General features: G+C 52.8%; 25 protein-coding genes. 9 read left to right on the top strand and 16 right to left on the bottom strand.

Features of this window, described 5'->3' with window-relative positions; translation table 11 throughout:
• Positions 1–7 precede the first annotated feature (7 nt).
• The 4 genes from AC2FNV_RS17465 to AC2FNV_RS17450 all read left to right on the top strand — a co-directional run bounded on the left by AC2FNV_RS17465 (position 8) and on the right by AC2FNV_RS17450 (position 3264).
• Positions 8–769, top strand: a complete 762-nt coding sequence (locus AC2FNV_RS17465; protein ID WP_170477408.1) for an ABC transporter permease — start codon at positions 8–10, stop codon at positions 767–769.
• Entirely contained in the window at positions 756–1556 is an 801-nt protein-coding gene (locus AC2FNV_RS17460; protein ID WP_170477411.1) for an ABC transporter ATP-binding protein, read from the top strand. The genes AC2FNV_RS17465 and AC2FNV_RS17460 overlap by 14 nt, the downstream gene beginning before the upstream one ends.
• 37 nt (positions 1557–1593) lie before the next feature.
• Positions 1594–2316: an ABC transporter permease gene (locus AC2FNV_RS17455; protein ID WP_254447980.1), complete on the top strand. Its 723-nt coding sequence runs from the start codon at positions 1594–1596 to the stop codon at positions 2314–2316.
• 294 nt (positions 2317–2610) lie between these two features.
• Positions 2611–3264: a hypothetical protein gene (locus tag AC2FNV_RS17450; RefSeq protein ID WP_170608557.1), complete on the top strand. Its 654-nt coding sequence runs from the start codon at positions 2611–2613 to the stop codon at positions 3262–3264.
• A 42-nt stretch (positions 3265–3306) separates the two neighbouring features.
• On the opposite strand, the gene AC2FNV_RS17445 is transcribed toward AC2FNV_RS17450, so the two are convergent.
• The 11 genes from AC2FNV_RS17445 to AC2FNV_RS17395 form a co-directional block, all read right to left on the bottom strand.
• On the bottom strand, positions 3307–4026 hold the full coding sequence (locus AC2FNV_RS17445; RefSeq protein ID WP_174823049.1) for a hypothetical protein: 720 nt from the start codon (positions 4024–4026) through the stop codon (positions 3307–3309).
• Positions 4027–4054: 28 nt separating this feature from the next.
• Positions 4055–4825: a hypothetical protein gene (locus AC2FNV_RS17440; protein WP_170608556.1), complete on the bottom strand. Its 771-nt coding sequence runs from the start codon at positions 4823–4825 to the stop codon at positions 4055–4057.
• A 154-nt stretch (positions 4826–4979) separates the two neighbouring features.
• Entirely contained in the window at positions 4980–5492 is a 513-nt protein-coding gene (locus AC2FNV_RS17435) for a nucleoside deaminase (RefSeq protein WP_170608554.1), read from the bottom strand.
• A 137-nt stretch (positions 5493–5629) separates the two neighbouring features.
• Positions 5630–6307, bottom strand: coding sequence for an ankyrin repeat domain-containing protein (locus AC2FNV_RS17430; RefSeq protein ID WP_170477428.1), 678 nt, complete (start codon positions 6305–6307; stop codon positions 5630–5632).
• A 104-nt stretch (positions 6308–6411) separates the two neighbouring features.
• Positions 6412–7278 (bottom strand): dioxygenase family protein, encoded by an 867-nt coding sequence (locus AC2FNV_RS17425; protein WP_170608553.1) that lies wholly within the window; start codon positions 7276–7278, stop codon positions 6412–6414.
• 10 nt (positions 7279–7288) lie between these two features.
• Positions 7289–8593: a TRAP transporter large permease gene (locus AC2FNV_RS17420; protein ID WP_170608551.1), complete on the bottom strand. Its 1305-nt coding sequence runs from the start codon at positions 8591–8593 to the stop codon at positions 7289–7291.
• Entirely contained in the window at positions 8590–9141 is a 552-nt protein-coding gene (locus AC2FNV_RS17415) for a TRAP transporter small permease subunit (RefSeq protein WP_170477436.1), read from the bottom strand. The genes AC2FNV_RS17420 and AC2FNV_RS17415 overlap by 4 nt, the downstream gene beginning before the upstream one ends.
• Positions 9142–9171: 30 nt before the next feature.
• The gene (locus tag AC2FNV_RS17410; protein WP_170608549.1) at positions 9172–10245 is read right to left on the bottom strand and encodes a C4-dicarboxylate TRAP transporter substrate-binding protein; all 1074 of its coding nucleotides are present in this window, start codon (positions 10243–10245) and stop codon (positions 9172–9174) included.
• 38 nt (positions 10246–10283) lie between these two features.
• Positions 10284–10736 carry an OsmC family protein gene (locus AC2FNV_RS17405; protein ID WP_170608548.1) on the bottom strand — a complete coding sequence of 151 codons (453 nt, stop codon included), beginning with the start codon at positions 10734–10736 and terminating at the stop codon, positions 10284–10286.
• An 18-nt stretch (positions 10737–10754) separates the two neighbouring features.
• The gene (locus AC2FNV_RS17400) at positions 10755–11420 is read right to left on the bottom strand and encodes a malonic semialdehyde reductase (RefSeq protein WP_170608546.1); all 666 of its coding nucleotides are present in this window, start codon (positions 11418–11420) and stop codon (positions 10755–10757) included.
• Entirely contained in the window at positions 11417–12301 is an 885-nt protein-coding gene (locus AC2FNV_RS17395; protein WP_170608544.1) for a fumarylacetoacetate hydrolase family protein, read from the bottom strand. Before AC2FNV_RS17395 ends, AC2FNV_RS17400 begins: the two co-directional genes overlap by 4 nt.
• An 84-nt stretch (positions 12302–12385) precedes the next feature.
• Between AC2FNV_RS17395 and AC2FNV_RS17390 the strand changes: the two genes are divergently transcribed.
• The 5 genes from AC2FNV_RS17390 (at position 12386) to AC2FNV_RS17370 (ending at position 17490) form a co-directional block, all read left to right on the top strand.
• The gene (locus tag AC2FNV_RS17390) at positions 12386–12772 is read left to right on the top strand and encodes a YciI family protein (protein ID WP_170477450.1); all 387 of its coding nucleotides are present in this window, start codon (positions 12386–12388) and stop codon (positions 12770–12772) included.
• A 42-nt stretch (positions 12773–12814) separates the two neighbouring features.
• Entirely contained in the window at positions 12815–13480 is a 666-nt protein-coding gene (locus AC2FNV_RS17385; RefSeq protein ID WP_170608543.1) for a GntR family transcriptional regulator, read from the top strand.
• A gap of 1 nt (position 13481) precedes the next feature.
• Positions 13482–14780: a malonyl-CoA decarboxylase gene (locus AC2FNV_RS17380; RefSeq protein ID WP_170608541.1), complete on the top strand. Its 1299-nt coding sequence runs from the start codon at positions 13482–13484 to the stop codon at positions 14778–14780.
• The gene (locus AC2FNV_RS17375; RefSeq protein ID WP_496773994.1) at positions 14777–16300 is read left to right on the top strand and encodes a malonate--CoA ligase; all 1524 of its coding nucleotides are present in this window, start codon (positions 14777–14779) and stop codon (positions 16298–16300) included. Before AC2FNV_RS17380 ends, AC2FNV_RS17375 begins: the two co-directional genes overlap by 4 nt.
• Before the next feature lie 503 nt (positions 16301–16803).
• Positions 16804–17490 carry a sterol desaturase family protein gene (locus AC2FNV_RS17370; protein ID WP_254442642.1) on the top strand — a complete coding sequence of 229 codons (687 nt, stop codon included), beginning with the start codon at positions 16804–16806 and terminating at the stop codon, positions 17488–17490.
• Here the strand turns inward: AC2FNV_RS17370 and AC2FNV_RS17365 are convergent.
• From AC2FNV_RS17365 to AC2FNV_RS17345, 5 genes are all read right to left on the bottom strand, one after another.
• Positions 17435–18142, bottom strand: coding sequence for an IS6 family transposase (locus tag AC2FNV_RS17365; protein WP_170608538.1), 708 nt, complete (start codon positions 18140–18142; stop codon positions 17435–17437). The two genes, AC2FNV_RS17370 and AC2FNV_RS17365, sit on opposite strands and share 56 nt — an antisense overlap.
• A gap of 109 nt (positions 18143–18251) precedes the next feature.
• On the bottom strand, positions 18252–18995 hold the full coding sequence (locus AC2FNV_RS17360) for a SapC family protein (protein WP_170608536.1): 744 nt from the start codon (positions 18993–18995) through the stop codon (positions 18252–18254).
• Between the two features lie 58 nt (positions 18996–19053).
• The gene (locus AC2FNV_RS17355; protein WP_496773991.1) at positions 19054–20586 is read right to left on the bottom strand and encodes an HlyD family type I secretion periplasmic adaptor subunit; all 1533 of its coding nucleotides are present in this window, start codon (positions 20584–20586) and stop codon (positions 19054–19056) included.
• Between the two features lie 5 nt (positions 20587–20591).
• Entirely contained in the window at positions 20592–22328 is a 1737-nt protein-coding gene (locus tag AC2FNV_RS17350) for a type I secretion system permease/ATPase (protein ID WP_170608532.1), read from the bottom strand.
• 177 nt (positions 22329–22505) lie between these two features.
• Positions 22506–24459, bottom strand: a 1954-nt coding sequence (locus AC2FNV_RS17345; protein ID WP_496773989.1) for a CLIPPER-2 domain-containing protein, incomplete at its 5' end; no start/stop codon positions are given.

Genomic DNA, 24459 nt, shown 5'->3' with positions numbered 1-24459 from the left:
TCAGTAAATGCCAAATCGTGCTCTGCAGTTAAAAATTCTCTCTGCACTGATCTTGTGCGGCGCTTGGCAAATAGCAGGCCTAATCCCGGTAAGTTACGCATTTCCGACGTTCACAGAAACTATGGGCGCATTGTTCGATATGGCGCGTAGCGGTGTACTTTTTGAAGCCTACGCTGAAACCCTTCAGCCATTAGTTGTCGGCGTTGTAATTTCGGCTTTCATCGGAATAGCAGTCGGCCTCTGGGTTGGGTTGAGCAATTTCTTTGACTGGTTGTTTTCTCCAATCTTCATCGTAATGCAGGCAGCGCCACTTGCCGCATTGATACCTCTTTTGGTCCTTGCCTATGGAATCGGGCTGACCTCAAAAGTCCTTGTCGTCTGCATTATGGCAATGCCAGTCATCGTTTTGAACACCAGCAGCGCCGTACGAAACACACCCGAGTCATTCAAAGAGATGGGACGTTCCTTTCTTGCCCCGAAACATTCGATTTTGCTGCGTATTGTTATACCCGCTGCATCGCCAGTCATCTTCGCTGGTTTGCGTTTGGGGGTCTCAGCAGGCTTCATCGGTGCCATACTCGCTGAATTGAAAATCACGCCAACTGGCGTTGGCGATATCATCACTTATAGCCGTTCCATTGCCGATTACCCCAGCATGTATGCGGCAATATTCTCGATCATCCTACTTGCGGTTCTGTTTTTGAATTTGTTGGAAAAAACAGAAACGGTTCTCTTCAAAGGAAACCAACGTGGCTATGTCTCAGATTAAAGAAGTAACCCCTCTTCCGGTGGCGGAATCCATCGAAAGCGCTGTTTCAGTTCGAAATATCTCAAAGAACTACGGTGCCGTAGAAGCGCTGCGAGATTTGTCTCTTGAGTTTCCAAAGGGACAATTAACATCCCTCTTGGGGCCATCAGGATGTGGCAAAACCACATTGCTGAAAATAATCGCAGGATTATTGGAACCAACCTCAGGCGAAGTGTTTGTAAACGGCCAACCCGTTGCGTCACCTGGTCCAGACCGTGCCTTTGTGTTTCAGGACTTTGCCTTGTTGCCTTGGGCATCGGTTCTAAAAAACGTCACATTCGGGCTGGAGATGCGTGGTGTCGGGACATCCGAAAGAGAGGCTATCGCAGAAAAGTACATCAAGGATGTTGGACTCGCGGGCTTTGAACACAGCTATCCTCACGAACTGTCGGGGGGCATGCGTCAACGTGTGGGTTTGGCAAGGGCACTTGCCGTAGACGCCGACGTTCTTTTGATGGACGAGCCATTTTCGGCAGTTGACGAACAGACCCGTCGTAAATTTCAAGAAGACCTCTTGGGTCTGGTGCAAAACGAAAACAAGACATTCATTTTCGTGACCCACTCAATTGAAGAAGCAGTTTATGTGTCGGATCAGATTGCAATTCTGTTGCCCCGGCCAAGCCGCGTTTCGGAGGTGATCAGACCATCGAACTTCCGGGACAAGGGCGTCGACAACATCCGCAGGGACCCAGAATACCTTGATATTGTAGACAATATTTGGGCATCCCTGCGCAGTTACGTGGAATGAGGCAAGTATGATAGTTTTAGGATACCGGCTTCCAGGGATGTCATCCCTTATAATCTGGGGCTTGCTTTGGGAAATTGTCGGACAATCTGGATTAACCTTTTTTATCCCACCGCTCAGCGAAGTCGTCACTACACTGTTTTCGATGATTGGTACTACGGCATTTCAGACCGCTTTGGCTCAAACAGCCTACGCGTTTTTGGTAGGGGTAGGTGCAGCCATTCTAATCGGCATACCAGTTGGAATACTTATGGGTAAAAGCCGATTGTTGGATGAACTCTTGCTCCCGTGGGTCAACGTTTTTCTTAGCGCTCCATTAACAGCTCTTGTGCCTGTTCTTATGGTACTTTTCGGTTTCGGAATGAAATCGATCATCATTACTACGGCACTTTTTGCAGTTTGGATCATTATCTTGAACTCTCGCGCGGGGGTAAAACAGATAAACCGCTCATTGGTAGAAATGGCGCAAAGTTTTGGAGCCTCGCCGTTTGATGCGTTCTTCAAAATTTATTTTTGGGCCGCACTTCCTGAGATATTAGGAGGAGTTCGTATTGGAGTAATCCGAGCCGTGAAAGGTGTAATTATAGGACAATTGCTAATTTCAATTGTCGGTTTCGGCGCCCTTTTCGAATTGTATTCGGCCAACTTCCTTATGGGACATTTCTGGGCAGTACTTATCGTGCTTTTCGCGCTGGCCTTTACTATCTCAGAATTCCTCGCCTACCTAGAACGCAAAGTTTCATACTACGCTGCCAAGAGGTAATGCCCTAACTTTTTTTGACCAAATCTCAACTACACTAAAGGAACGGAAGTAGAAATGTTTGTCTTACTATCTCCGACAGCGACTCCGTGAGACCGTTTGCCAAATTTTCGACGATGACCGTTTTATGGACAAAAAGGTCTAGGTTTATGTCGAATCTGAAGCTTGAAACTCCGCTAGTAGCGCTTCGTCAATTGTCGAGGAGGTTTGCTGGCTTCCACTAGTGGTGACAAACTCGGCTGTATGATCAATGCCGACTCCATTATTCGCAATAGATTAAATCAAGGAGTAAAAACAATGAATTTACGCGTATTGTCTACGGTGGCGTCAGCCGTTGGCCTCACAATTGGAGCAGCATTTGCCCAAGGTACAAATGTTTCCCATCCGATGGGTTTCTTTGTTACGTCTACTGGCCTTGGCGACGGTGGAAATCTTGGAGGCCTTGAAGGCGCAGACGCCCATTGCCAGAGCCTCGCCGCGGCTGCCGGGGCCGGTGACCGTCAATGGCGTGCATATTTGTCAACACAGGAAGAAGGAGAACGCGGAATTTCCGCCAGAAGTCGCATCGGTCAAGGCCCTTGGTACAATGCAAATGGTGAATTGATAGCTTCTGACCTTGATCAGCTACACATCTTGCCAAACATCTACTACCGGACTGCGGTTGACGAGAATGGAAACACAATCAAAGGTCGCGGCGATAGTCCTAACGAACACGACATTCTGACCGGTACTCAGGCAGATGGCACCGCCTACTTCCCCTGGCAGGAAGGAGACAAGACATGCGCAAATTGGACATCGAATGGCGAGGGTTCGGCAACCGTCGGACATCACGATCGCCATGGCGGGGGAAATACGTCTTGGAACGCAGCTCATGGTAGTCGCGGTTGTTCTCCTGACGCGCTTCGGGCCACCGGTGGAAATGGCTATTTCTACTGTTTTGCGGCGGATTAACCTTTAGACAGATCAAATAGCTGCATCAAACACCTGATTTGTTTAAGTGCGATTTCTGTATAACCGACTCCACTGACAAAGCTTTAAAACCACTGACGAGGGTATTCTCTTTTTGTACCCGTCCGCCTGGGGTTCGTTGCAATCATTCGCTGCGGGATGCATGAACGTCCGCTTTCGAGGCTGGGTGGCGTAGCGGTGAAAGACGCCCGTGTGGTTGAATGTGGGGGCTTGTGGTCGGAAAACGGGACTTAGGCTCACACCAATTGAAGCCTGCTCCCAATTGCCAGCTGACGAACGCCAAGTATTGGCTTCGGCATCCCAAACGCTGGCCGTGACGCATGGCGTCGGATTTATTCCGCCGCAATTGGATCCATGGATGTCCGCAACGACAACGCGTTGGTCTCCGAAGTCAACAACCTTCCAGCCTTGATTGAGCAGGGAGTGCACCTCTTCACTAACCCAAAAGTGCGACATGCATCCGCCGGTTCCGCAGTAAAGAGATGCAGCGCTCGAACATGCAAAACCGGACTCATTCAGAACCCAGTCGTGATGTAGATCTCCATCGAGGTCGACCCTTTCGACCGCGCCCCAATCTAAGTCAAACTGACCGTCGTTGAACTTCGTGCAGGCTTTTACCGCCAGATCAACCTTTGCCCGCAAACCGGAGGGAAGTCGCGAGATATCAGCCGCGAAAGCTGGTGAAGTCCAAACAAGACTCGAAACCAGAAATATGCTGGCAAACAAGCCTTTCAGTTGACGCATTTTTTGGGAAGCCAGTTGGAAGGCGGCATCAATTGCACTTATCATATCTGTAGTCCCCATATTCCAGCCAATTTGCCGAGCCTTCGCTAAATATCAGAAACTCGGACCTGTCCTCTCCAAGCAGCGCCACGACAAATCCGGCCGGCGGCTTAGAGTTTCCGAAGTAACTGTAGGCTGTCATGGCTCTTATTGAATCGCCGTTGACCGTCACTCGCGCGTCCCACTCCCCATCCGGATTGTCCAGAATTACATATTCGATCTGGCGTTTTATCGCTCCACCACCACAATAGACGATGCCTTCGGGTACCTCGTAGGAAGCTCCGTCGCTGGCATCCGTATCACACGCAGAACGAAGCGACCGAATTGCCGCGCTAGAACCTTGTAAATCAATGATTCCATAGCTGACGTCTTGGTCAATCATCGACAGATTGACCGACGCATTGGCCGCGAGCTGGTCCAGTACGAAATCATAGTCCTGCTGACTATTGAAATTGATCTCGACAGGATAATTGTCCACGATCTGTAACGCAGCGTTATCAGCGCCAACCTGAAATGCACCAACTTCGGTCGCGCCGTTCTTCAAAAAACGAATGGAAAGCCCTTGTTTGTCCACAATGTCCTGGCTGTCCTCATATCCAGCCGGAGCGAACCGGATACGATCACACTGAAGTTCCAGTGTCATGTTTCCGGTCTGAATAAATGCATTGGGGTTGGACCCGGAACTGAACGACCACTCCGCCGAGGCGGAAGATGCCACAGCCAGCAATAACGTTGTTGTGGCAATTGACTTGCTGTTCATGTGTTCTCCTCAGCTTTAAAAGTTGCGCGTTTTTAGTCCGCTTTTTTCTCGGTCCGGTCATTCATTGCAGATTGCACAAAGGCCCGCATTGGGTCCAAGACTTCCCGCCGTAGTATGCGAACGCGACAAGAAACTTCGCTGGTTGCTTATAACCTTACAAACTGCAGAGCGTTGGAGAACCTGCGCTCCTTATTTCCCGGCCATAAAATATGTGACGAACCCCAGCCCAAAAGGCCGCTGCTTCACACATAGGGCATGGCCTGGAAGATGAGTACATGACCGCCTGGCTCAAATCCCGGTCGTTGAGACGGCGCGCCGCGTCCCTGATCGCCGCCATTTCAGCATGGCCGGTGGGGTCTTGATCCAAGACGACCCTGCTCGATGATTGGCCAATAATAACGTTTTCACGCACCACAACTGCACCGTACTTCTGATCTCCGTGGTCAATTGCATACTGACGCATCTCGAAAGCGCGCTCCATGAATTTGGCATGGTTGGGATCACTAGGTTGTGGTATCGAGTCGTCCTCACTCGCAGAAGTTTGACCCACGACGGAGCCACACAGTCCGACTGTCACTGCGCCAAAGCCTGACGCAGCAAGGAAACCACGCCTCGCGAAAACGAATGTACTATGGCCGTCCTGCGCAATTTCTCCAATCGTGTCCATCTTTCCAATATCCGTGGGATGTATTCATCTTTGTCACCACCCTACCACGAGAAGACATTGAAATCATGCCTGTTCTATCCAAGCTGCCATTGGCGCGTTTCAGGTGAAACTCGCTACTTCAGCCTGCTTGGTTGATTTCAGTCCTTTTTTCTTAGCCGATCTGCCATCTCAGAAAATCCGCGCAGTTCGGCATGTTCGAGTGGCGTAGTTCCGTTTCGATCAGCAATCGATCGGTCAGCACCCGCTGCCAACAACGCATCCAGAACTGCAAGATGATCCGAGCCGCCGTCACCAAGCACAACGGCTTCCATAACTGCTGTCCAGTGCAGATTGTTAACATGGTCCAAAGGCGCGCCCGCGGCGATTAGCCGTCGGACAATCTCTACATGACCGAGATGTGCGGCCGCTATGAGAGCCGTTCCGTCATAGGGGCTGGTTGTTAGGCCGGGATCGTTGCCTGACTCGATTGCGAGCGTCATCAATTCTGGATCGTTTGCAACGGCAGCAATAGTGACCACGTCGTAGGCCTGACCCTCAAGCGCATTCATGTCGGCACCGGCCTCAGCAAGTGCACGCAACGCTTCGTCCTCTGAAGCAAAGGCTGCCACATGAGCTGGCGTGCGTCCTCGCGAGTCCCGCGCGTTGACGTTTGCTCCCGCCGCTACGAGCTGCCGGATCACTTCTTCATTGCCGGTGTGAGCGGCTGAGAAGAGACCTTCGTAATTCGCGACCTCATCAACCGAAGGCGGCGTCTGCGCAGCGCTCGTGTTAGCGACGAGTCCTGTCACGAACGTAACTAGCAAAAGAAGAAACATGGCCAATCCTTGTACTTTCGCTCGTCAGCGATCGCTGCGCCGCAGAACAGCGCTGCACCTATGATGAAGGCATGTCTCAGCGCATCAAACATCCTCAATAACGGTCAGACTTTGGCAAGCCTCACGTCGAAAGACACGTGCAAGAAGGGTTCGGCAATCTTTCCAGAAAGTTCCATTCCATCGGGAAATTCTGAAGCTGGTCGTTCCACATAGGTCATTACCAGATCGTCCCGAACGCCAAACACCGTATCCTGATCCAGATAGGGATCGTTGTCGGGGAAAATCTCGGTCACCAAAGATCGGTGGCCGGGTGCCTTGACAATATAATGCAGGTGCGAGGGTCGCCACGGATGGCGGCCACATGCCCGCAGAATATCCCCGACGGGCCCATCTGACGGTACGGTATACTCGACTGGTTTCACAGTGGTGAACGCGTACCGACCATCTTCACCAGTGGTCATCAGACCATGAAAAGAATATGTGTCCTGTTCTTCATCCTGACTGGCGTAAAGGCCATTCGGTGCCGTTTGCCAGATGTCGAGCTCAGCTCCGGCAATTGGATTGCCCTCTGTATCACGTACGACGCCTTCTGCAAGCAGCACCGTCCCACCGTAGTCGCGTTTCATGTCGCCACCGATAGGCAAAGCAGGCGCGCCAGAGACGTGAAACGGCCCCAATACGGATGAGCTGGTCGCATCAGGGCTGGAGTGCAGCATATCCACCAGCGACGACAGGCCCAGAACGTCCGAGGCCAGCACAAATTCATGCCGGTCCTCTGTTTCCACTGCGGCACATCCTTCCAGAAACGCGATTCCGGCGCGCCATTCTTCATGCGTCAGGTTGGTTTCTCGCGCAAAATCATGGAGGTGTTTGACCAGAGATCCCATGATTTCGCGTATCCTCGGATCGGTGTCTTTGGACAGGTATCCCATGAACACGTCGGTGATATTGTCTTTAGTAACAGAGCGCATCTTGGCCTCCTTAAATCAGGGCAAGGCTGAGGATGGGGAATTCGATCAGAATGAACAGAACGATCAGCATCACAAACGCAAAGGGAAGTGCGCCCATGAACACGTCCTTGAGTGATATCCGGTCGTCGTTGATCGTGGATTTAATGACAAAACACGATATGCCCAAAGGTGGAGTCAAAAGCCCGATTTCAGCGCCGACAACGGTGACGATGCCAAACCAGATCAATGACATATCAAGGGCTTCAGCCATGGGCAGGAACAGCGGGACAACGATCAGAATGATTGATGCCGTGTCCAGCAAAGTTCCCAGAAACAACATCAGCAGTACGTAAAGCAGCATGATCGCCCAGAAGGACGCCGAATTCCCCGCAAGCAAGTCCTGCAACTGATTGGGCAGCCCCGCCAGCCCCAGCATCCGGCTATAGATCGACGCGGCCGTGATTAGGAACAGGATCGCAGCCGTGATATGACCGGTCTCTAAGAGCGCGTTCCAGAATGCCTTCGGAGAAATGGACTTGCGCAATACTGCGATGATCAGCGCAACCAGCGCCCCGGCTGCACCTGCCTCAACCGCCGTTAGCCATCCTGTGTAGATCCCGCCAAGCACGATGGTGATGATGAACACTGTCGGCAGGGTCTTGGACGCGACCTCGCGCCCGGACATCCATTCGGTGTCCTCGACGACCCGCCCTCCAACGAACGCCGGCGTGAATCGCCCCATGACCCAAATCGCGCCGACATAAGCGATTGCTAGCATAATCCCGGGAATAACCCCCGCCAGAAACATATCCCCTACGGACTGTTCAGCGACGAAGGAATAGATAATCAGCATAGCAGAAGGCGGGATAATCATGCCTAAAACTGAGGACCCAGCCACCACGCCAACGGCAAAGCGCGGATTGTAAGACTGCGCCATCATTTGAGGGACCGAGACTTTGGTGAATACGGATGCCGACGCAATTGACGACCCTGTAACTGCGGCAAAGACGGCGTTGGCTCCAACGGTTGCCATTCCAATACCGCCTTTGACCTTGCGAAACCGCATTGTCATGACTTCATAGATGTCCCTGCCCAACCCGGCCTTTGAGACGATGAGCCCCATGAAGGTAAACAGGGGAATGGTCGCGAAACTGTATTCCATCGCACTGTCGCCGACCGCAACTTTCAGCAGGTTGAGCGCAAGCGTGAAGTTATCCCGCATCAGCCAGATCGACACGAACGAAACCACGCCCAGAGCAATCGGAATGTATACGCCTGCGTAAATCAGAAAGACAATGGCGACGACCGAGATCAGGCCAATCTCAATCGGCGTCATTCTGCAGCCTCATCATGTTCAGGGGTGCGGACAAGTTGCGGGCGGTCCTGCGCCGTGACGACCTTGAGCAGGAAAATCATGCAGGCAAGCGCAGTGCCGCACGCGATGACCAATTTGACCGGCCACCATGGGAGTGTGAAAAGACCCGGAACTCCGAAGTAGTCCTGCGTCTCCCACATATGAAGAAATTCAGGGAAGGTCACATAGGCAATCAATGCCATGAAGATCGCCGAGATGGCGTTTATGATGCGCCTCAGGTTTGCTGTCAGGCCGGGGCGGCGGTGGTGCATCAGGTTCAAGAAACCGTCCGAACGTGTCAGCCGGTCCACTCTGACCACGTCGGCCAATTGCAGAAAAACAATCATCACGACCGAAAACTGCACCATTTCGTAAGTGCCTCGAAGCGGAGCCGAAAACAGCCCGCGCGCAACGACGTCGACATTCAGAATGACCACCAATGCAAGGACAACTAGCGTGCCCAAGGCGTTGGCAGTGATTGCAAGCGAATTGGCGACCCGCGACAGGACGGCAACTGCGGTCTTCAGCATGTCTGGCCCCTTTCTCGGGTCGCCGAACGATTATTCGGCCGTCCAATCGCGCACACCAGTGAAACCGGCATCCTGAAGCTTGCCGAGATAAGCGGCCAGCATATCTGTACCCTGCTCGCCGTTCTCATTCAGCGTTGCTGCCCATTCCTGCGCAACATTGGGCATCGAATTTGCCCACGCAGCGCGGTCTTCGTCCGAGATTTCAATGATCGATCCGCCAGCTTCTACAAAGGCATCTCGTGACGCTGCGGCTCGATCCATTGCAATGCCTGCCACGTGGTCACGGTAATCGATAGCCACGGCCTTGAGTACGTCTTTGACCTCGTCGGGCAGATTTGCCCAGTAATCGGCGTTGACGGTGACTGTTTTTGTATTCACCGCGCCAAGGTCTGCCTTCAACATGTAAGGGGCTACTTCTACGATTTTGAACGTCTTGGAAGCTTCCGGCCAAATCATCACGCAATCGACAAGGCCGGTTTGAACCATGTTGTAGAAATCAGTGAGGCCTCCGCGAACACCAGCCGCGTCCTTGATACCCTCGAGATATCGCAGGTTCAGGCCGGCACCCGCGATCTTGCGTCCTTCAAGGTCTGCAACTTTCTCGACCGGCTCTGAGCAGAACATCTGATATGTGTCGAGCACAACGCCCGTCGCCAGATAGACCTGATTTTGCGCAGCGAACTCATTCTGCATAGCCGGGTATTCTCGCGCGATCTCGTCAACTGCCTTGGCCACTGCGCGGGCATCCGACGCAACGAATGGTGTCGAGCCCGAGATCCCCTGGCTAGGCAGCTTGGATGAATGGAAGATGGTTGTGACGATGCCAATGTCCCCCAAACCCAGCTGTATGCCTTCCAGAACACCTTTGGGTTTCACGATTGAACCGCCATAGTTCTCCTGCCAGTTCATCTTGTAGTTGCCGGACTCGGCCAACCGCTTATCCACTTCGGGAATAAAAAAGTTTGTGAATTCTTTCACCCACAAGGCCCGGTCCGGGTAACCATCAATTACGACAGCTGAAATGGTCTCTTCTGCTGCAACTGACAGTGCCATAGTGCTTGCCACGGCAACACCCAGCAGATTGCGCTTGGTCCAGTTTTTCATTGTCTCTCCTCCCAGAAAGATGGGTCTTTCAATTTCCACTAGTTTGCTTTGACCCAGTTGACGGTCAGGTCGGTGCCTGCCGCTTCGAACAGTTTTGCGATGGCGCAATACTTGGTTGTTTCGTTGCCCACACGTGTCAGCTCATCCTGACTGCTCGGCGTCTCACAATTCACGGTGAGTTCAATTTCGGGAAACGGAACATCAATCTCTTCTTCCATCAGGACACCGCGCCGATCCAGCCTGCATTTCGCGTCGATTGTCACAGTGCCAAGATCAATTCCCAAACGGCGCGCGTTTTTATGCCCGATGACGTTGGTGCAGGCGATCAGCGCTGCCATCGCGGTTTCAGTCGGAGACGGACCAAGATTTGTCCCGCCCCGCTCGACTGGTTCGTCGATAACCATATCCAGATCGCGTATTGGTATCTCAGTGCGCGCGTGTGTCGGGCACCGCGCTGTCGTGCGGTAAGTCACGACGGGTTTCACTTTCATGCCCACGGCAGCGCCTCCTCATGCATATGAACAAACCTTTTCAAACGGAAATCGCGGAAGTTTGTGGAACAAACCTGTTTCATCGGCGTAGCCCAGATTGCAAAGAAAGTTCGACCTGAGCGTCGTGCCCGCGAAGAATTCCTCGTCAACGATCTTGTTTGAAAAACCCGACATGGCACCAACGTCCAGCCCGACGGCCCGGGCTGCGATCATGAAGTAGGCACCTTGCAGAGTACCATTGCGAAACGCAGTGTCGGCTACGTATTCGGGATTGTCCACAAACAGGGGCCGACGATCTTCGTGCGGGAAAAGAAAGGGCAGTTCCTTCCAGAACTCCATGTCATACGCAATGATGGCAGTAACCGGAGCGTCCATCATTTTCGGCACGTTCTTCTGCTTCAACGACTTGGCAAGCCGCTCTTTGCCCTTGGCGCTTTTCACGAAAACAAAGCGGGCAGGCAACGTGTTCATGCTGGTCGCGCCGTTGATCGCGATGTCGTATATCTCTTCAAGCAATTCGTCAGAAACTGGCTTGTCAGTCCATGCATAGTGGGACCTTGACTCGCGTAAGATCAGGGCGATCGCATCATCCGACAAACGGGGAATACGTTCGCGCAGATCGCGATGATCTTGCTGCGCTTTGGCGCGAAGTGCCTCCAATTCTGCCCCGGTTGGTGCGCTCATGCTACGGCCACTTTAGACTTGGCGTCCTTTTCGTCGATGACGGGGCTGGCGCATATGCCGATGCCCTCAATCTCGACCTCGACGGTTTCACCCGGCTTCAACCAACGTGGATTAGGCTTTTTGGCGTGACCAACACCTGGTGGCGTACCCAACGCAATCAGATCACCGGGCTCGAGAGTGGTATATTCCGAGATTGTCGCGATGACCTGAGGAACCCCCCAGATCATGTTGGCGGTGTTCGAGCTTTGCAGGATTTCGTCCCCCACACGGCTTTCGATTTTCAGGCCGGATGCTCCTTCGGGCAAGTCTTTAGGCGTTACGGTGAAAGGGCCGATCGCACCCGTGTCATCGAAGTTTTTGCCGGGCGTCCATTGAACTGTTTTACGCTGATAATCCCGCAGCGACCCATCGTTAAACACGGTGTAGCCAAAAACATAATCCAGCGCGTCCGCTTCCGAGATATGGCGGCCACGTTTTCCAACGATCAACATAAGCTCGGCTTCGTAGTCGAGTTTCTCGGAACAGGCTGGCCGCACCATAGGCTGCCCTGCCGCCATGATTGAGTTTTTCCCTCGCATGAAAAGTGTCGGGTACTCCGGTAGATCGTAGCCGCCCTCCTTGATGTGGTCGATGTAGTTCAACCCCATGCAAATAATCGTGCCAGGTGCCGCCACGGGCAAGGCTGGCACAATAGAAGACACGGCCACTTTGTCTGCTTCGGCGATTTTATCGGCCAGTGAATCGGCCAGTTCCGGATTGGCTATCAAACCCATCAAATCGAAACCGACGGCGGGATCCAAAGCCGTTAAATTCACAGCGTTTTCACCGCTCACGACAAAAACCGCTGTGCCTTCCGAAGTCTCTCCCACTAGGTATTTCATTTTCACCATCCATGTCAGTTCGCTTGATTTTTGCCGACTATTTTGTCATATGTCAAATAATATCGATATTTTGAGGAGACGCCAATGGTTGCTTGGGCAGACTACAAATCAGAAGCGAAAGGCCGGGGCGCACTTGCTTTGGAGCTTTACGTTGCGCACAGCACACCTGCCAAAGCGCCGGAAGACGTAAAGACATCCCTTCCAGATCATCTGGCATATCAGGCACAGCTTGAGCGTTCCGGGCAGTTGGCTTTTGCTGGGCCAATGTCAGATGAATCCGGTGAGCATATGCAGGGGATGGGTCTCATCATCTATAGGGCCGACTGTCTCGAAGCCGCCCGAAAGCTGGCAGAAGATGACCCGATGCACAAAAGCGGGGCGCGCAGCTTTGTACTTCGGCGATGGATGATAAACGAAGGCTCACTGAACATCTCAGTCGGACTATCGACTGGAATGAGCGCTCTTAGCTAAGAGCTCCCATGAGATTGCGCCACGAAGAAGGGAAAGTCAGACATGGACGCCATGCTTGATACCGAGGGCAAAGAGACATCCGCCACTCATGGTGCGTATCGAAGGCTGAGAGCAATGATCCTGACTGGCGAGCTGCCGCCCGGTCAAAAGCTTAAGATCGAGCAGCTCCGCGGGCTGCTGGACACCGGTGCAAGCCCGGTTCGCGAAGCACTAAGCCTTTTGACATCGGACATGTTGGTGGAAAGAATTGACCAGCGCGGTTTCAGGGCGGCACCGGTAAGCAAATGCAACTTCGAGGAAATCCTTCTGTTGCGATGCAATCTTGAAGAAACCGCGTTGCGCGCGTCCATCGCCAATGCAGACTCAGCCTGGGAAGATAGGCTAGTTTTGCGGCACTACCACATGAAAAAGGCGGGCCAAAAAGGGGCACACGACTTTGAAGACGCACACAAGGCTTTTCATATGGCCTTGTTGGACAATGCGAGGCTTCCTTTACTGTTGCGGTATTGCTCGCAGCTCTACGACCTGAACATCCGCTATCGTTATCTGGCGGCTGGTGGGTCGAGTTACAAAAAGCGCGATATCAACGCAGAGCATCAGGAAATTCTAGACGCGGCACTGGATCGCGACGCAGAAGGCGCTAAGCGGCATTTGCTCGATCACTACCGTCGAACCGGTGAGTATCTGAGCAGTCAGATGGAGTCATGAAATGCAGCGGAACTGGTTTCTGGGCGATCTGCTTGATCAATTGTTCGACCGCCCCGGCAAGAAGCGGGGAAAAGATGACAAGCGATCCATATCAGAGCTGTGTGAAGCACTCTTGTCAGCAGAGGGTGAAGTATCGGGCTTCGTACTCGCATCCACGATCCTAGATCGATACCAAACCTTAGACGACCCGGAAAAACTGGACTTCTTCACCTATTTGAATGACCAGCTTGAGTTAGACGCGGATCAGCTTTCTGAAATGGCGCGCAGCTATGCCAAAGATAGAAGTGTCGATCTTTATAAAAGGCTTAGCGAGGCCGCCGAACCCCGACGGCAAGAATTGCTGCGCCGGCTGAATCAACCTTCTGGCGCGACGCATGAGCTTGTGGCAATGCGCGTTGCCCTGTTGAGTTTTCTCAGATCCAACCCCGAACTCAAGCGCACAGATGTAGATTTCGTGCATTTGCTGCGAAGTTGGTTCAACCGGGGGTTTCTTGTCCTCAAACAAATTAGTTGGGATACACCAGCCCGCGTTCTGGACAAGATCGTTGCGTATGAGGCGGTTCATCAGATTAACGATCTAGACGACTTGCGGCGCAGGCTTTACCCGCCCGACCGTCGCTGTTTCGCGTTTTTTCATCCCGCAATGCCGGATGAGCCGCTGATTTTTGTCGAAGTTGCTTTGACGGCTGAGATTCCGAACGCGATTGATGGGCTTTTGTCCGAAGTTCGAGAACCGATCGAACCCGAACAGGCAAAAGTCGCCGCGTTCTACTCCATTTCAAACTGCCAACGGGGTCTATCGGGTATCAGCTTTGGAAACCTGCTGATCAAACAGGTTGTGACGGAACTCTCGCGCGAGCTTCCGGGCCTCGACACATTCGTGACCTTGTCTCCGATACCGGGGATGATCCGGTGGTTGGCTGGCGAAACAGGGCACCCCGAGCATGGCCATGCCGCTGAAGCCGTACTTGCGGGAACAGCCCCTCCGAAGGACGTGCGGGCGATGGCCGCCCGATACCTGTTATTCGCCAAGCGCGAAGATGGGATGCCGCTGGATCCCGTGGCTCGCTTTCACCTGGGTAATGGGGCCGAGCTTCATGAACTGCACGCCGAGGCCGATCTGTCGCAGAACGGACGATCCCAATCCGGGGGCGCAATGGTAAATTACCTCTACGATTTGAACAAGACAGAACGTCACCACGAAGAATTTGCGACTCACGCCTCCATCGAAACCTCGCGTTCCGTGCGCGCGGCTTCAACCGCAGCACTTGCGGTCAGACTAAAGGAAAATACAGCGTGACTAACACTCTCTACGACAGCTTGTTTGCCAACCACGCGGGAAACAAGGCTCCGTTTCTTCAACTCGATGACGGTCAGTTGGTGTCATATGACGCGTTTCTGAACCGTGCCGCGCAGATCGCGCATGTTTTGAAGAACAGCGGAGTTTCTCCAGGAGACCGCATCCTTGTGCAGGCCCCAAAGTTGGCTGATACAATCGCGCTATACGCTGCTGCGGTTCAGGCAGGCGCTGTCTACCTGCCGCTTAATAATGCCTACACGTTGGCAGAATTGAAATATTTCATCGCCGATGCTCAACCTTCCATGATCGTTTGCGACAGCACCAACGAAATTGAGATCGGTAAACTGGCGACTCGCTTTGGCGCAAAGCTGCTGACCCTCGGCCGCGATACTTCGAGCCTGAGCCGCGAGGCTGACGCACAGCCCTGTGAGTTTGAAACCGTGGGTCGCGCCCCGGATGACCTTGCAGCTTTGCTTTATACGTCGGGAACCACGGGTCGCTCCAAGGGCGCAATGCTGAGCCATCAGAATCTTTTGTCTAATGCCCAAACTCTCGTGGAATTGTGGGGTATCACCAACACCGACCGTTTGATTCACGCGCTGCCGATCTTTCACACGCACGGACTTTTCGTAGCGATGAATACGTCGCTGCTCGCCGGTGCCAAAGTTCGGCTGATGGAAAAGTTCGACGCAAGCGCTATCGTGGAGGAATTGCCCAAGTCGACCCTTCTGATGGGGGTCCCAACTTTCTACACCAGATTACTGGCAGATGACGGTTTCACCAAACAGATCACACGAGGCATGCGCCTGTTCATTTCTGGTTCAGCCCCATTGCTGGCAGAAACCCATCTGGCGTTTGAAATGCGTACAGGCCACCGCATCCTAGAGCGCTACGGCATGACCGAAACGAATATGAACACCTCGAACCCCTATGGAGGTGAACGCCGCGCGGGAACCGTCGGCATGGCTCTGCCTGGCACCGAAGTGATTGTGACCAACCCTGAAACCGGAGACCCATTGCCACTGGGCGACGTAGGAATGATCGAAGTACGTGGGCCCAATGTATTCAAAGGCTATTGGCAGATGCCCGAGAAAACGGCGGCGGAACTACGTGAAAACGGCTTTTTCATGACCGGTGATTTGGGTCAATACAGCGAGGATGGCTACCTGTCGATTGTGGGCCGGTCAAAGGACCTTATCATTACCGGTGGTTACAACGTCTACCCCAAAGAAATCGAAGACGTCTTAAACGACATCGATGGCGTTCTGGAATCGGCGGTTTTCGGGATCCCCGACAACGACTTAGGGGAAAAGATCATCGCCACTCTGGTTGCTGAGCCAGGCGTAAAACTTGACACGGATCAGATTGCGGCAACCATCAGGGAAAGGCTCTCGCGCTTCAAACATCCGCGTCGCTACGAACTCGTCACGGAATTACCACGAAACACTATGGGGAAGGTTCAAAAGAACGTGCTGCGCGAACAGCACGCTAAGAAGGAACCGTTGCCGGCTGCATCCTAATAGACCTGCCTAGAAACTCTAACAAACCAAGATGTTTTATACGGCAATATCACCCTTCGGACTGCCAAACTCGTTAAGAGATTCGCAATTGGTACGGGAACAGCAACATTAGGCCAAATCGGTTTTCAGGTTCGTCGCGATTATTCGACGATTGGACCTGCGTCGAATTTAGCTACGCGCCTATGTGAAGAAGCAAAAGATGATCAGATATTGATTTCTTAGGGGACTGCCCACCAGATTGATTTTGACCTGCGTCCGGCTGGCCCTTTCAGTTTGAAGGGCACTGGAGGCTCCGTCGTCGCTTTTGAGTTGTGAGATTTTTGTTCAAATTATTGACCGCATTGGGCTCGGTGCGGTCATTCGCTGAAATGCCGCGAGCGACCGCAATGCGGACCAATCCGCCCTCAGATGGTATCGCTTGCATGTCTGCGTTACATTGGAGCGGTCGTCGCCTGGAACAGCTTGCAATTCTATCGCGACGGAAACCCGAATAGTGGATGTTCATGTCCGACACAATCCTTGCTGCTGAACCAACTATCCGCCTTATTGCCTTCCTGTCCGTCCTGGCGGCGATGGCACTTTGGGAAGTGGCCGCACCCCGGCGAAGACGGGATATTCCGCGCGTTGTCCGTTGGACAAACAACCTTGCGCTCGTAGTGCTCGACACTGCCATCCTACGGCTGACCTTTCCAATCCTCGCGGTTGGTCTCGCAGCCATGGCCGAGGATCGCGGATGGGGGCTCTTCAACAACATCGAGGCGTCGGTTTGGGTTGCAATCTTGGTCTCGATGCTGCTTCTCGATCTCGCAATCTACCTTCAGCATGTGATGTTCCATGCGGTACCGGGGCTTTGGCGGCTGCACCGGATGCATCACGCCGACCTCGATTTTGACGCGACCACTGGCTTGCGATTCCATCCGGTAGAAATCCTCATCTCGATGGGGATCAAGCTGGCGGTCGTAGCAGCCTTGGGGCCGCCCGCTGTCGCCGTGCTCCTGTTCGAGGTGATCCTGAACGCTACCGCTCTCTTCAATCACGCAAACATTGATTTGCCGCGTCCGGTGGATCGAATTCTCAGATGGGTGCTGTCAGACGAATTCGAACTCGTCTCTGGTAGGCCAGTGAGGCTGTCCTTTATCCCGCGCCAAGTTCGCGCCACTCGGCAAGAGCGGCGGATCGTGTCAGCTTGAAGGTGTCTCGGCTGGCGAGCGATCTTTCCTGGTTGAAGTGGTTATAGACAGAGGAATGGACGGAGGCGAATTTCTGCAAACTTCGCATACGCCTGAAACGCTGCATGGCGCGTTCTCTTCGTCGGAACGGCAGGTGCGAATTCTCAACGCGGTTGTTGAGCCACCTGCCCGTCTGTTGTTTTTCCAGTGCACCCATTTCTCTGAGCGCAGCTTTGTAGGATGCAAAGCGATCTGTGACGACGTTTTCCGCTTTTCCGTGCCGCTTCATCAATTTCTTGAGGAATTTCAGTGCTGCAGCTTTGTTTCTGCGCTTCGTGACAACGGCTTCCAGCACCTCGCCTTCGTGATCAACAGCTCGCCACAGATAGTGTCGCTTGCCATTTACCTTCACAAAAACCTCGTCGACATGCCACTTCCATTTCGAGAATGCACGAAGTTGCTGGACCCGTTTGCGTCTAATCTCAGAAGCAAACATTGGGCCGAACCTGTTCCACCAGTATCGGACGGTTTCGTGGCTCACGTCGATGCCTCGCTCATGCAGTAGATCTTCGACATTCCGAAGTGAAAGCGGAAACCGAATATACAGCATCACCGCAAGACGGATGATCTCGGGACTGGTCTTAAAGTACTTGAATGAGGCAGGTTTGGTCATGGGCAAAATCTATGCAACCGCCCTGCCCCGCTCAAGCGAAGTTCTTCTGACAAGACCGCCGCGCGGGTTCGCATGAACGTGTTTATTTCGAAATCGTCCGGTTCGACCTTCATGGACTCCGCGAGGCCATGGTCCAGGCCTTCATGCGCGCAACGAGCGAGTCCACGTTTCCAAGGGACAACATTTGAGCATGCGCCAATTCTAGGTCACCAGACTCTAAGAGTATTTTTACTGTGTCTTTGCTAAGTGACTGAAGCTTCTCGCGGTCAACAGAGAATATTCCGCCTGTTGTCGCGTTCTTACCTTTCCCAACTTCAAAATTTACCTGTACAGCCGAAAAAACACCCAAATCAGACAAAGTTTTACAAAAAGTCTCGGTCCTCCGTACTTCTCGCTGATATTTGGTTACGAAACTGAGCATGTCCTTGAGATAATTTGTTTCTTCACCATTCTTTTCAAAGAGACGTTGCCCACGATCATCCGAATTCACTCCGCCAAACGCTTCATCTATGCAAAGTACATAGGCATCTTCGTTTGGTTTCTTCGAGAAAACGAATGGGTACCGTCTCAGAAACGCAGGAATGTATCTACCATCCCAAAGGCCATCTTCTGCGACATACAGGTTTTCCTCATCTCTCAATCCTAGAAGCGCAACCGGCACAAAAATCGATCCCGACTTAGCGAAACCGATTGGAAATTCTCTCGCCAAGTGAGAAAATTCCGCGGTCATAGCTGGGACGGCATTGATTTCCTTCGCAAAAGAAAAATCTTCCCCAATATCCACGCTAAAATTTTCATGTCTAAGTTTGGATACAGGGACTGCGTTCTCATAAATGAGAAGTTGTTTGTCCATATTAGTCGCCTTTCCACTTGAATTCATTCGATATTGCCTCCAAGGCCGTTCGCCTCATTCATCCATTGTCGCGGAAACTTCTGCGCAAGCTTTCCGTAATCGGACGCGCCATTAGGTCAAATAGAGTCTGCTCTCCCGTTAGAATCATCACTTCAGCAGGCATTCCGGCAATCAATTCGATTTCTTGACCAATTGCTTCGATTTCAGACTGATCGACTTCAACTTTTGCCAAGAAATACGGTTCTCCAGTTCTGTCATCCGTGAGCCGGTCAGCAGAAATCGACCGGACCTGCCCATGAACTTGCGGGAGAAACCTTTGGTTGAACGCCGTCAGAACCACGCGCGCTCGCATTCCGGGTACAACTGCGTCAACGTCCTGTGGTCGGACACGCACATCAACTATCAAAGCCGCATTATCAGGCACCAGCTCCAAGATTGGCTCGCCCGGACGAACAACTCCGCCAATTTCCGTCGTGACCTGAACATTCATGACTCGACCAGAAATGGGGGCTGATACAAGAGTTCTTTCCAAAGCATCCCTTCGTTCAGGAAGTTGTGTTCGGATCGTCGCCAATTCGGCGCGAACTTCGGCGATCAGGCTGGCGGCTTGTTCCTTGACCTGCTGTCGTGTGGCGAGCAACTGAAGTTCAGTTTCTGAGATCTTTTGTCGATTTCGGGCGATTGATGCGCGGTTGGATGCTTTTAGACCGCGGATTTGGGCAGCTTCTCTTTGAAGGGCTAGGAGTTGCGGCATCCGCTGGAGGCCTTTCGCCATCAACTCTTCGGCCGTGGAAATTTCCGAGCCAATCAGATCAAGTTGCTCATTTTGTGCAGTGATCACGTCCTCAAGCCCTATTATTTCTTCCTCTAGTTGCGCAATCCTTTGTTGAAGAATACGTTCTCTTGCAAGCTGAACTTCGAGTGCATTCTTGAAAAGAGCCTCTTGTCCTTTTCGGGCCGCATCGGCGGCTTCGCTAGGAAAGAACAGCAACTCATCAGAAAACACGATGTTATCAGAACCAAGCTGTTCTGCTTCTAGTCGAGCTTCCACCGCCAATAAATACACCAGCCGTTCTTGAAGTTCCTCATATCTTGCCAAGGCACTGGTGTTCTGAAGCGTAACCAGCGGAGATCCTGCTGCCACGGTATCGCCTTCGCGGACGTGAATTTGCCGAATGATCCCACCTTCAAGATGTTGAACCGTTTTCCGGGATCCGTCCGGGCTGATAACACCCGGCGCCAGAGCTGCGCTTTGAAGCGTGGCGACGGCAGACCAAGTGCCAAAGCCACCAAAGAATATCAGAATAATGATGTAACCCGCCGTCCTCGTGCGCCGTGTTGCACTAGACAGCGCCTTTTCAGACGCCCCTCGACGTCGACGCCGGATAATCCGCCACAGAGCGAGAAACAACAACAATGCGACAAAGATCGCAATGAAACTACGACCCTGTTCGCTGAGGGTCCACGCCCCCTGGCCGTTTGGAAATGTTTCTGTAGAAATTCCTGAAAAGTCGATATTCCTAGGATGCAGACGACTCCAGTCGATATTGCCGAGGCTCCAACTGTTCAGACCAAGATCCTCCCAATTCATGACGCTTACCCCCTTGGAACCTGCCCAAGGGCGCTTTTGCTTTCTCCTGTCTGAGAAGAGGGAGATGCCTGCTTGCCATTCGATGTTTTTAGTAGTGATTTCAGTACTTCATCTCTTGGCCCAAACTTGGAAACCAGGCCATCGCGCAAAACAAGTACCTTGTCGGCCACCCGAAGAAGATTGGGCTGGTGGGCGACGATCACGATTGTGCAGCTCGCCTCTTTCAATTTGGTAAGCGCGCGAAACAGAGCCAACTCACCGTCACCATCCAAGTTGGAATTCGGTTCATCAAGAACCAGGAAGGCCGGATCTCCAAAAACGGCGCGCGCCAGTCCGACACGTTGGCGTTGGCCTCCCGAGAGGTTGGAGCCGTGCAATCCAACCTGGGATTCGTATCCGTCTGGCATTCCGAGGATCATTTCGTGCGCACCGATCAATTGAGCGGCCTCGACAATCTCGGCGTCTTTGGCTCCTCGCATCCGAGCGATATTTTCGGCGACTGTTCCCGGGAACAGCTCCACTTCCTGAGGTAGGTATCCGATCTGCGGTCCCATTTGTTCTGGATCCCAGCCAGAAATGTCCGCTCCATCAAGACGTACTGTTCCAAAATCCGGTCTGTAAGCACCAACCAACAATTTGCAGAGGGTTGACTTGCCCGCCCCGGAAGGGCCGATCAATCCACAGGCCTCACCAGGAGCTAGCTTGAAATCCACCCTTCGCAACACTGGCGCCGAAATACCTTTTGGCATGAATCCCGCTGCCTCGACCACAAGAGCTCCTCTGGGCCGCGGTAACTCGAGGGCTTGAATTGCGTCCGGTATCTGACGAAACATCGCTGCCAGACGCGCCCTCGCCTTGCGATATGAAATGAAACTCCGCCAAGCCGTAATAGAGCGTTCAATGGGATTTAGGGCGCGCGAAAGAATAATTGACGCGGCAATCATTCCGCCTGGGGTCAGTTCTGCAAATTGTACAAGCGCAGCGCCCGTGCCCAAGACCGCCACCTGCAGCATAAGTCTCAGCGCCCGAGACAGGTTGAACAATCGGGCGTTGGTATCGGCCAGCGCAACGCTTTCGGAACGAACGTGTTGTCTTTGATTCATCCAACCAGTGATTAATCCACCCGCCATACCCATCGGTAAAATCGTTTCGGCGTTAGAGACATAATCGCTAGCCGCCGCTGCAGATGCTCTTTGTGAGCGGATCACCCAGTCGTGCTTGCCCCGCGTGGCCCAGTCGTTAAGTAGGGCGACCGAGAAGAGCAGCAACGCTCCGGCAACTGCGATCGTTCCCAGTAACGGATGCAGAAGCCAGATGACTGCGACAAAGACCGGAGTCCACGGTGCATCGAGGAACGCCAGAATGGCCTCTCCACCTATAAAACTGCGGATGTCTGACACGTCATCGAGATTTGCCTGTGTGTGACTTTCTCGAAGTCTCGCTTGCATTGCGCGGTTTATAACGACCGGGGACAACTCCGCCTCGAGCCAATCGCCGACTCGCGTCAGAAGCTTTTTGCGCACCTGCTCCATCAATGCGTAGACGATGACGGCGACGATTATCATAAGGCTTAGCCAGATCAGAGTGTCCAGCGATCCACTGGGCAGCACCCGGTCAAAAATCTGCAGCATATAGACCGGGGTAGATAACAAAAGGATGTTTGAGAAAAAGCTGAACACGAACAGGGCAGGTAATTGCCCACGCACAGAACGCATTATCTGTTCGAAACGATTGATTTTCATGTCACTGGTTATCGTATCGACTTGTTACTACTGAAAACATCTGAAGCTTGTTGCCGCAGGGAATTTTTCGTCCACGGCGCCAATTATGCCACGATACTAGTATAGCTTCCACACGGGAGCCTACAGACCCCGATTGCGCCCGTCGCTTTCCAGAAGACGGTCTAGTTCAATAAATCATCAGGTCCAGACGTCTGAATCATCGGAATCTCCGATTTCGAGGCTAACCCAAAGGAACTTTTCACCTCGACCGAGTTTGGCGTTTTCGAAACCGTCATCATCCCCATATGTGTAAGCCAATGTCGAGTCGTTGCCAATGAGATTGCCGTTCGCATCGAGATCTTCGCCAGAGTAGATGAGTACCTGGTAATCCGACTGTTTTCCCTTATGGACAAAGGCATCATACCACTCGTTCTGGTCCGTTTTGTACCATCCGTCCTCGTCAGTGTATCCAGCCCACACCAGGTTTCCCGACTTGTAGACCTCTACGACCGCACCTTCTACGCCCTCTCCCCATTCATAGCCGCCGTTCTCGGTGCCGTCAGGTGTTATGCCATCGGCGCCATCGTCCCAGACAAATCCACCAATACCCTTAGCTTGGTACTTCTTGAAGTAATTGTCGTTGACAACCGAGTCTTCACTCGTTGCGATAATATCAGTTCCGTCCACGCCTGTGGTCGCGTAAAACTCGTGTTCCATCAGGTCCGGTACTTCGTTGGAGCCAAGAACGTTTGCGCCATCCGTGATCGCGCCAACTGCCGGCCCGTTGACAGCATCTTCTCCGCCAGTGGCATCGTTATTGAACAACTGCGCACCGTCGAAATCGTCCTCAGGTTCCCATTCCAGGTGCACATTGGCGACGAAGTTTCCTTCGATTGGCCCATTCAGCGCCAGGAATTCTTCATCAAAGATGATGTTGACGTCGAAGGTCCCGAAGTTTTCAGTGCCCGGATCGGTATCGACGATTACGTGTTCAAATGAACCTTCAGTCCAAAGGACACCGTCGCCATCCGGATCCAAGGGATTGATACCATCTGCCAAAAGATCGTGATCGTTGTAGTAGACGAATTGTACTTTGAACCCAGTCAGTTCGTCTTCTTCGTCAAAGAGCAGGCACATTTCGCCATTGTCACCTTCGCCGACGCCCAAAAACTCGTATACGTGCACTTGGGATTCGTGGAACGGCGACACCTGCATTTTGAAGTAGTCCGGAATGTGCATGGTCAGGACAAATGGTTCGTCGCCGTATCCAGAACCTTCCCCGAAGAGATTGTCGAAATCATCGATCACATTGTAGAAATACTGACCCGGCTGTGTGGAGTTATTGGTGTAGCCACCATGGACGTCCGGTGTGAACATGACGTCGAATTCACGTTGTTCGGTCGTGCCATCACGGTCGAACACGCAGAAACTGGAGTCGGTGAGATAACCGGAGTCCAGAATAGCATAGCCGGATGCATCGGAATCGGTAACTTCGCTGCCGGTGGTTCCTTTCGGATCAGCCGTAACCGTTCCGATGTTTTCATAAACCAATGGTGATGACGGAACAATCGTTCTGTCGTTGTCACCATCGCTACCATCGGCGTCTGACAACAGCACCCAAGTTTCGCCGACATCGAGAACATCGTCGGCCGGCGTAAGCCAGTGTTCACCCTCGTCCATCATGCCATTTTTGTTTGAGTCTTCTTCGGCGTAACCGTCACCGTCTGTGTCGACGCCTTCGAAGACCTTGTAAATAGACAGTCCGGAAGACAGAGGTGTCAAGAAATCGTCGCCCGTATCGCCCGGCGTACCGGCGTCGTCAACGAGAACAACGTTTTCGAGGGTCACGTTGCCAGTGTTGGTGATGTAATACTTCCACTGGATTTCGTCGCCAGGTTTGATCCCGGACAATCCACCGTACTCGGATTCGATAAAGCCATCGTTCGTATAAAGCACGGTGTATTTTTGGATGGCTATACCGGGATTGTAGAGAATGGGCTGCGCGGCGGAGTCGCTCTCGTCTTCCAGCTCGTTGGACGAGACCGTCGCGGTGTTGTCGATGTCGCCATCGCCGCCGCCATTGTTGTCGAGGTCGGACTGCAGCAGCGTGTAGGTGCCGGTGTAGGTCCAGCTCTCCCCGACATTGAGGATC

The sequence above is a fragment of the Ruegeria sp. BHSA163 genome, assembly GCF_059613365.1.
This window is presented reverse-complemented; position numbering and strand designations above follow the sequence as displayed.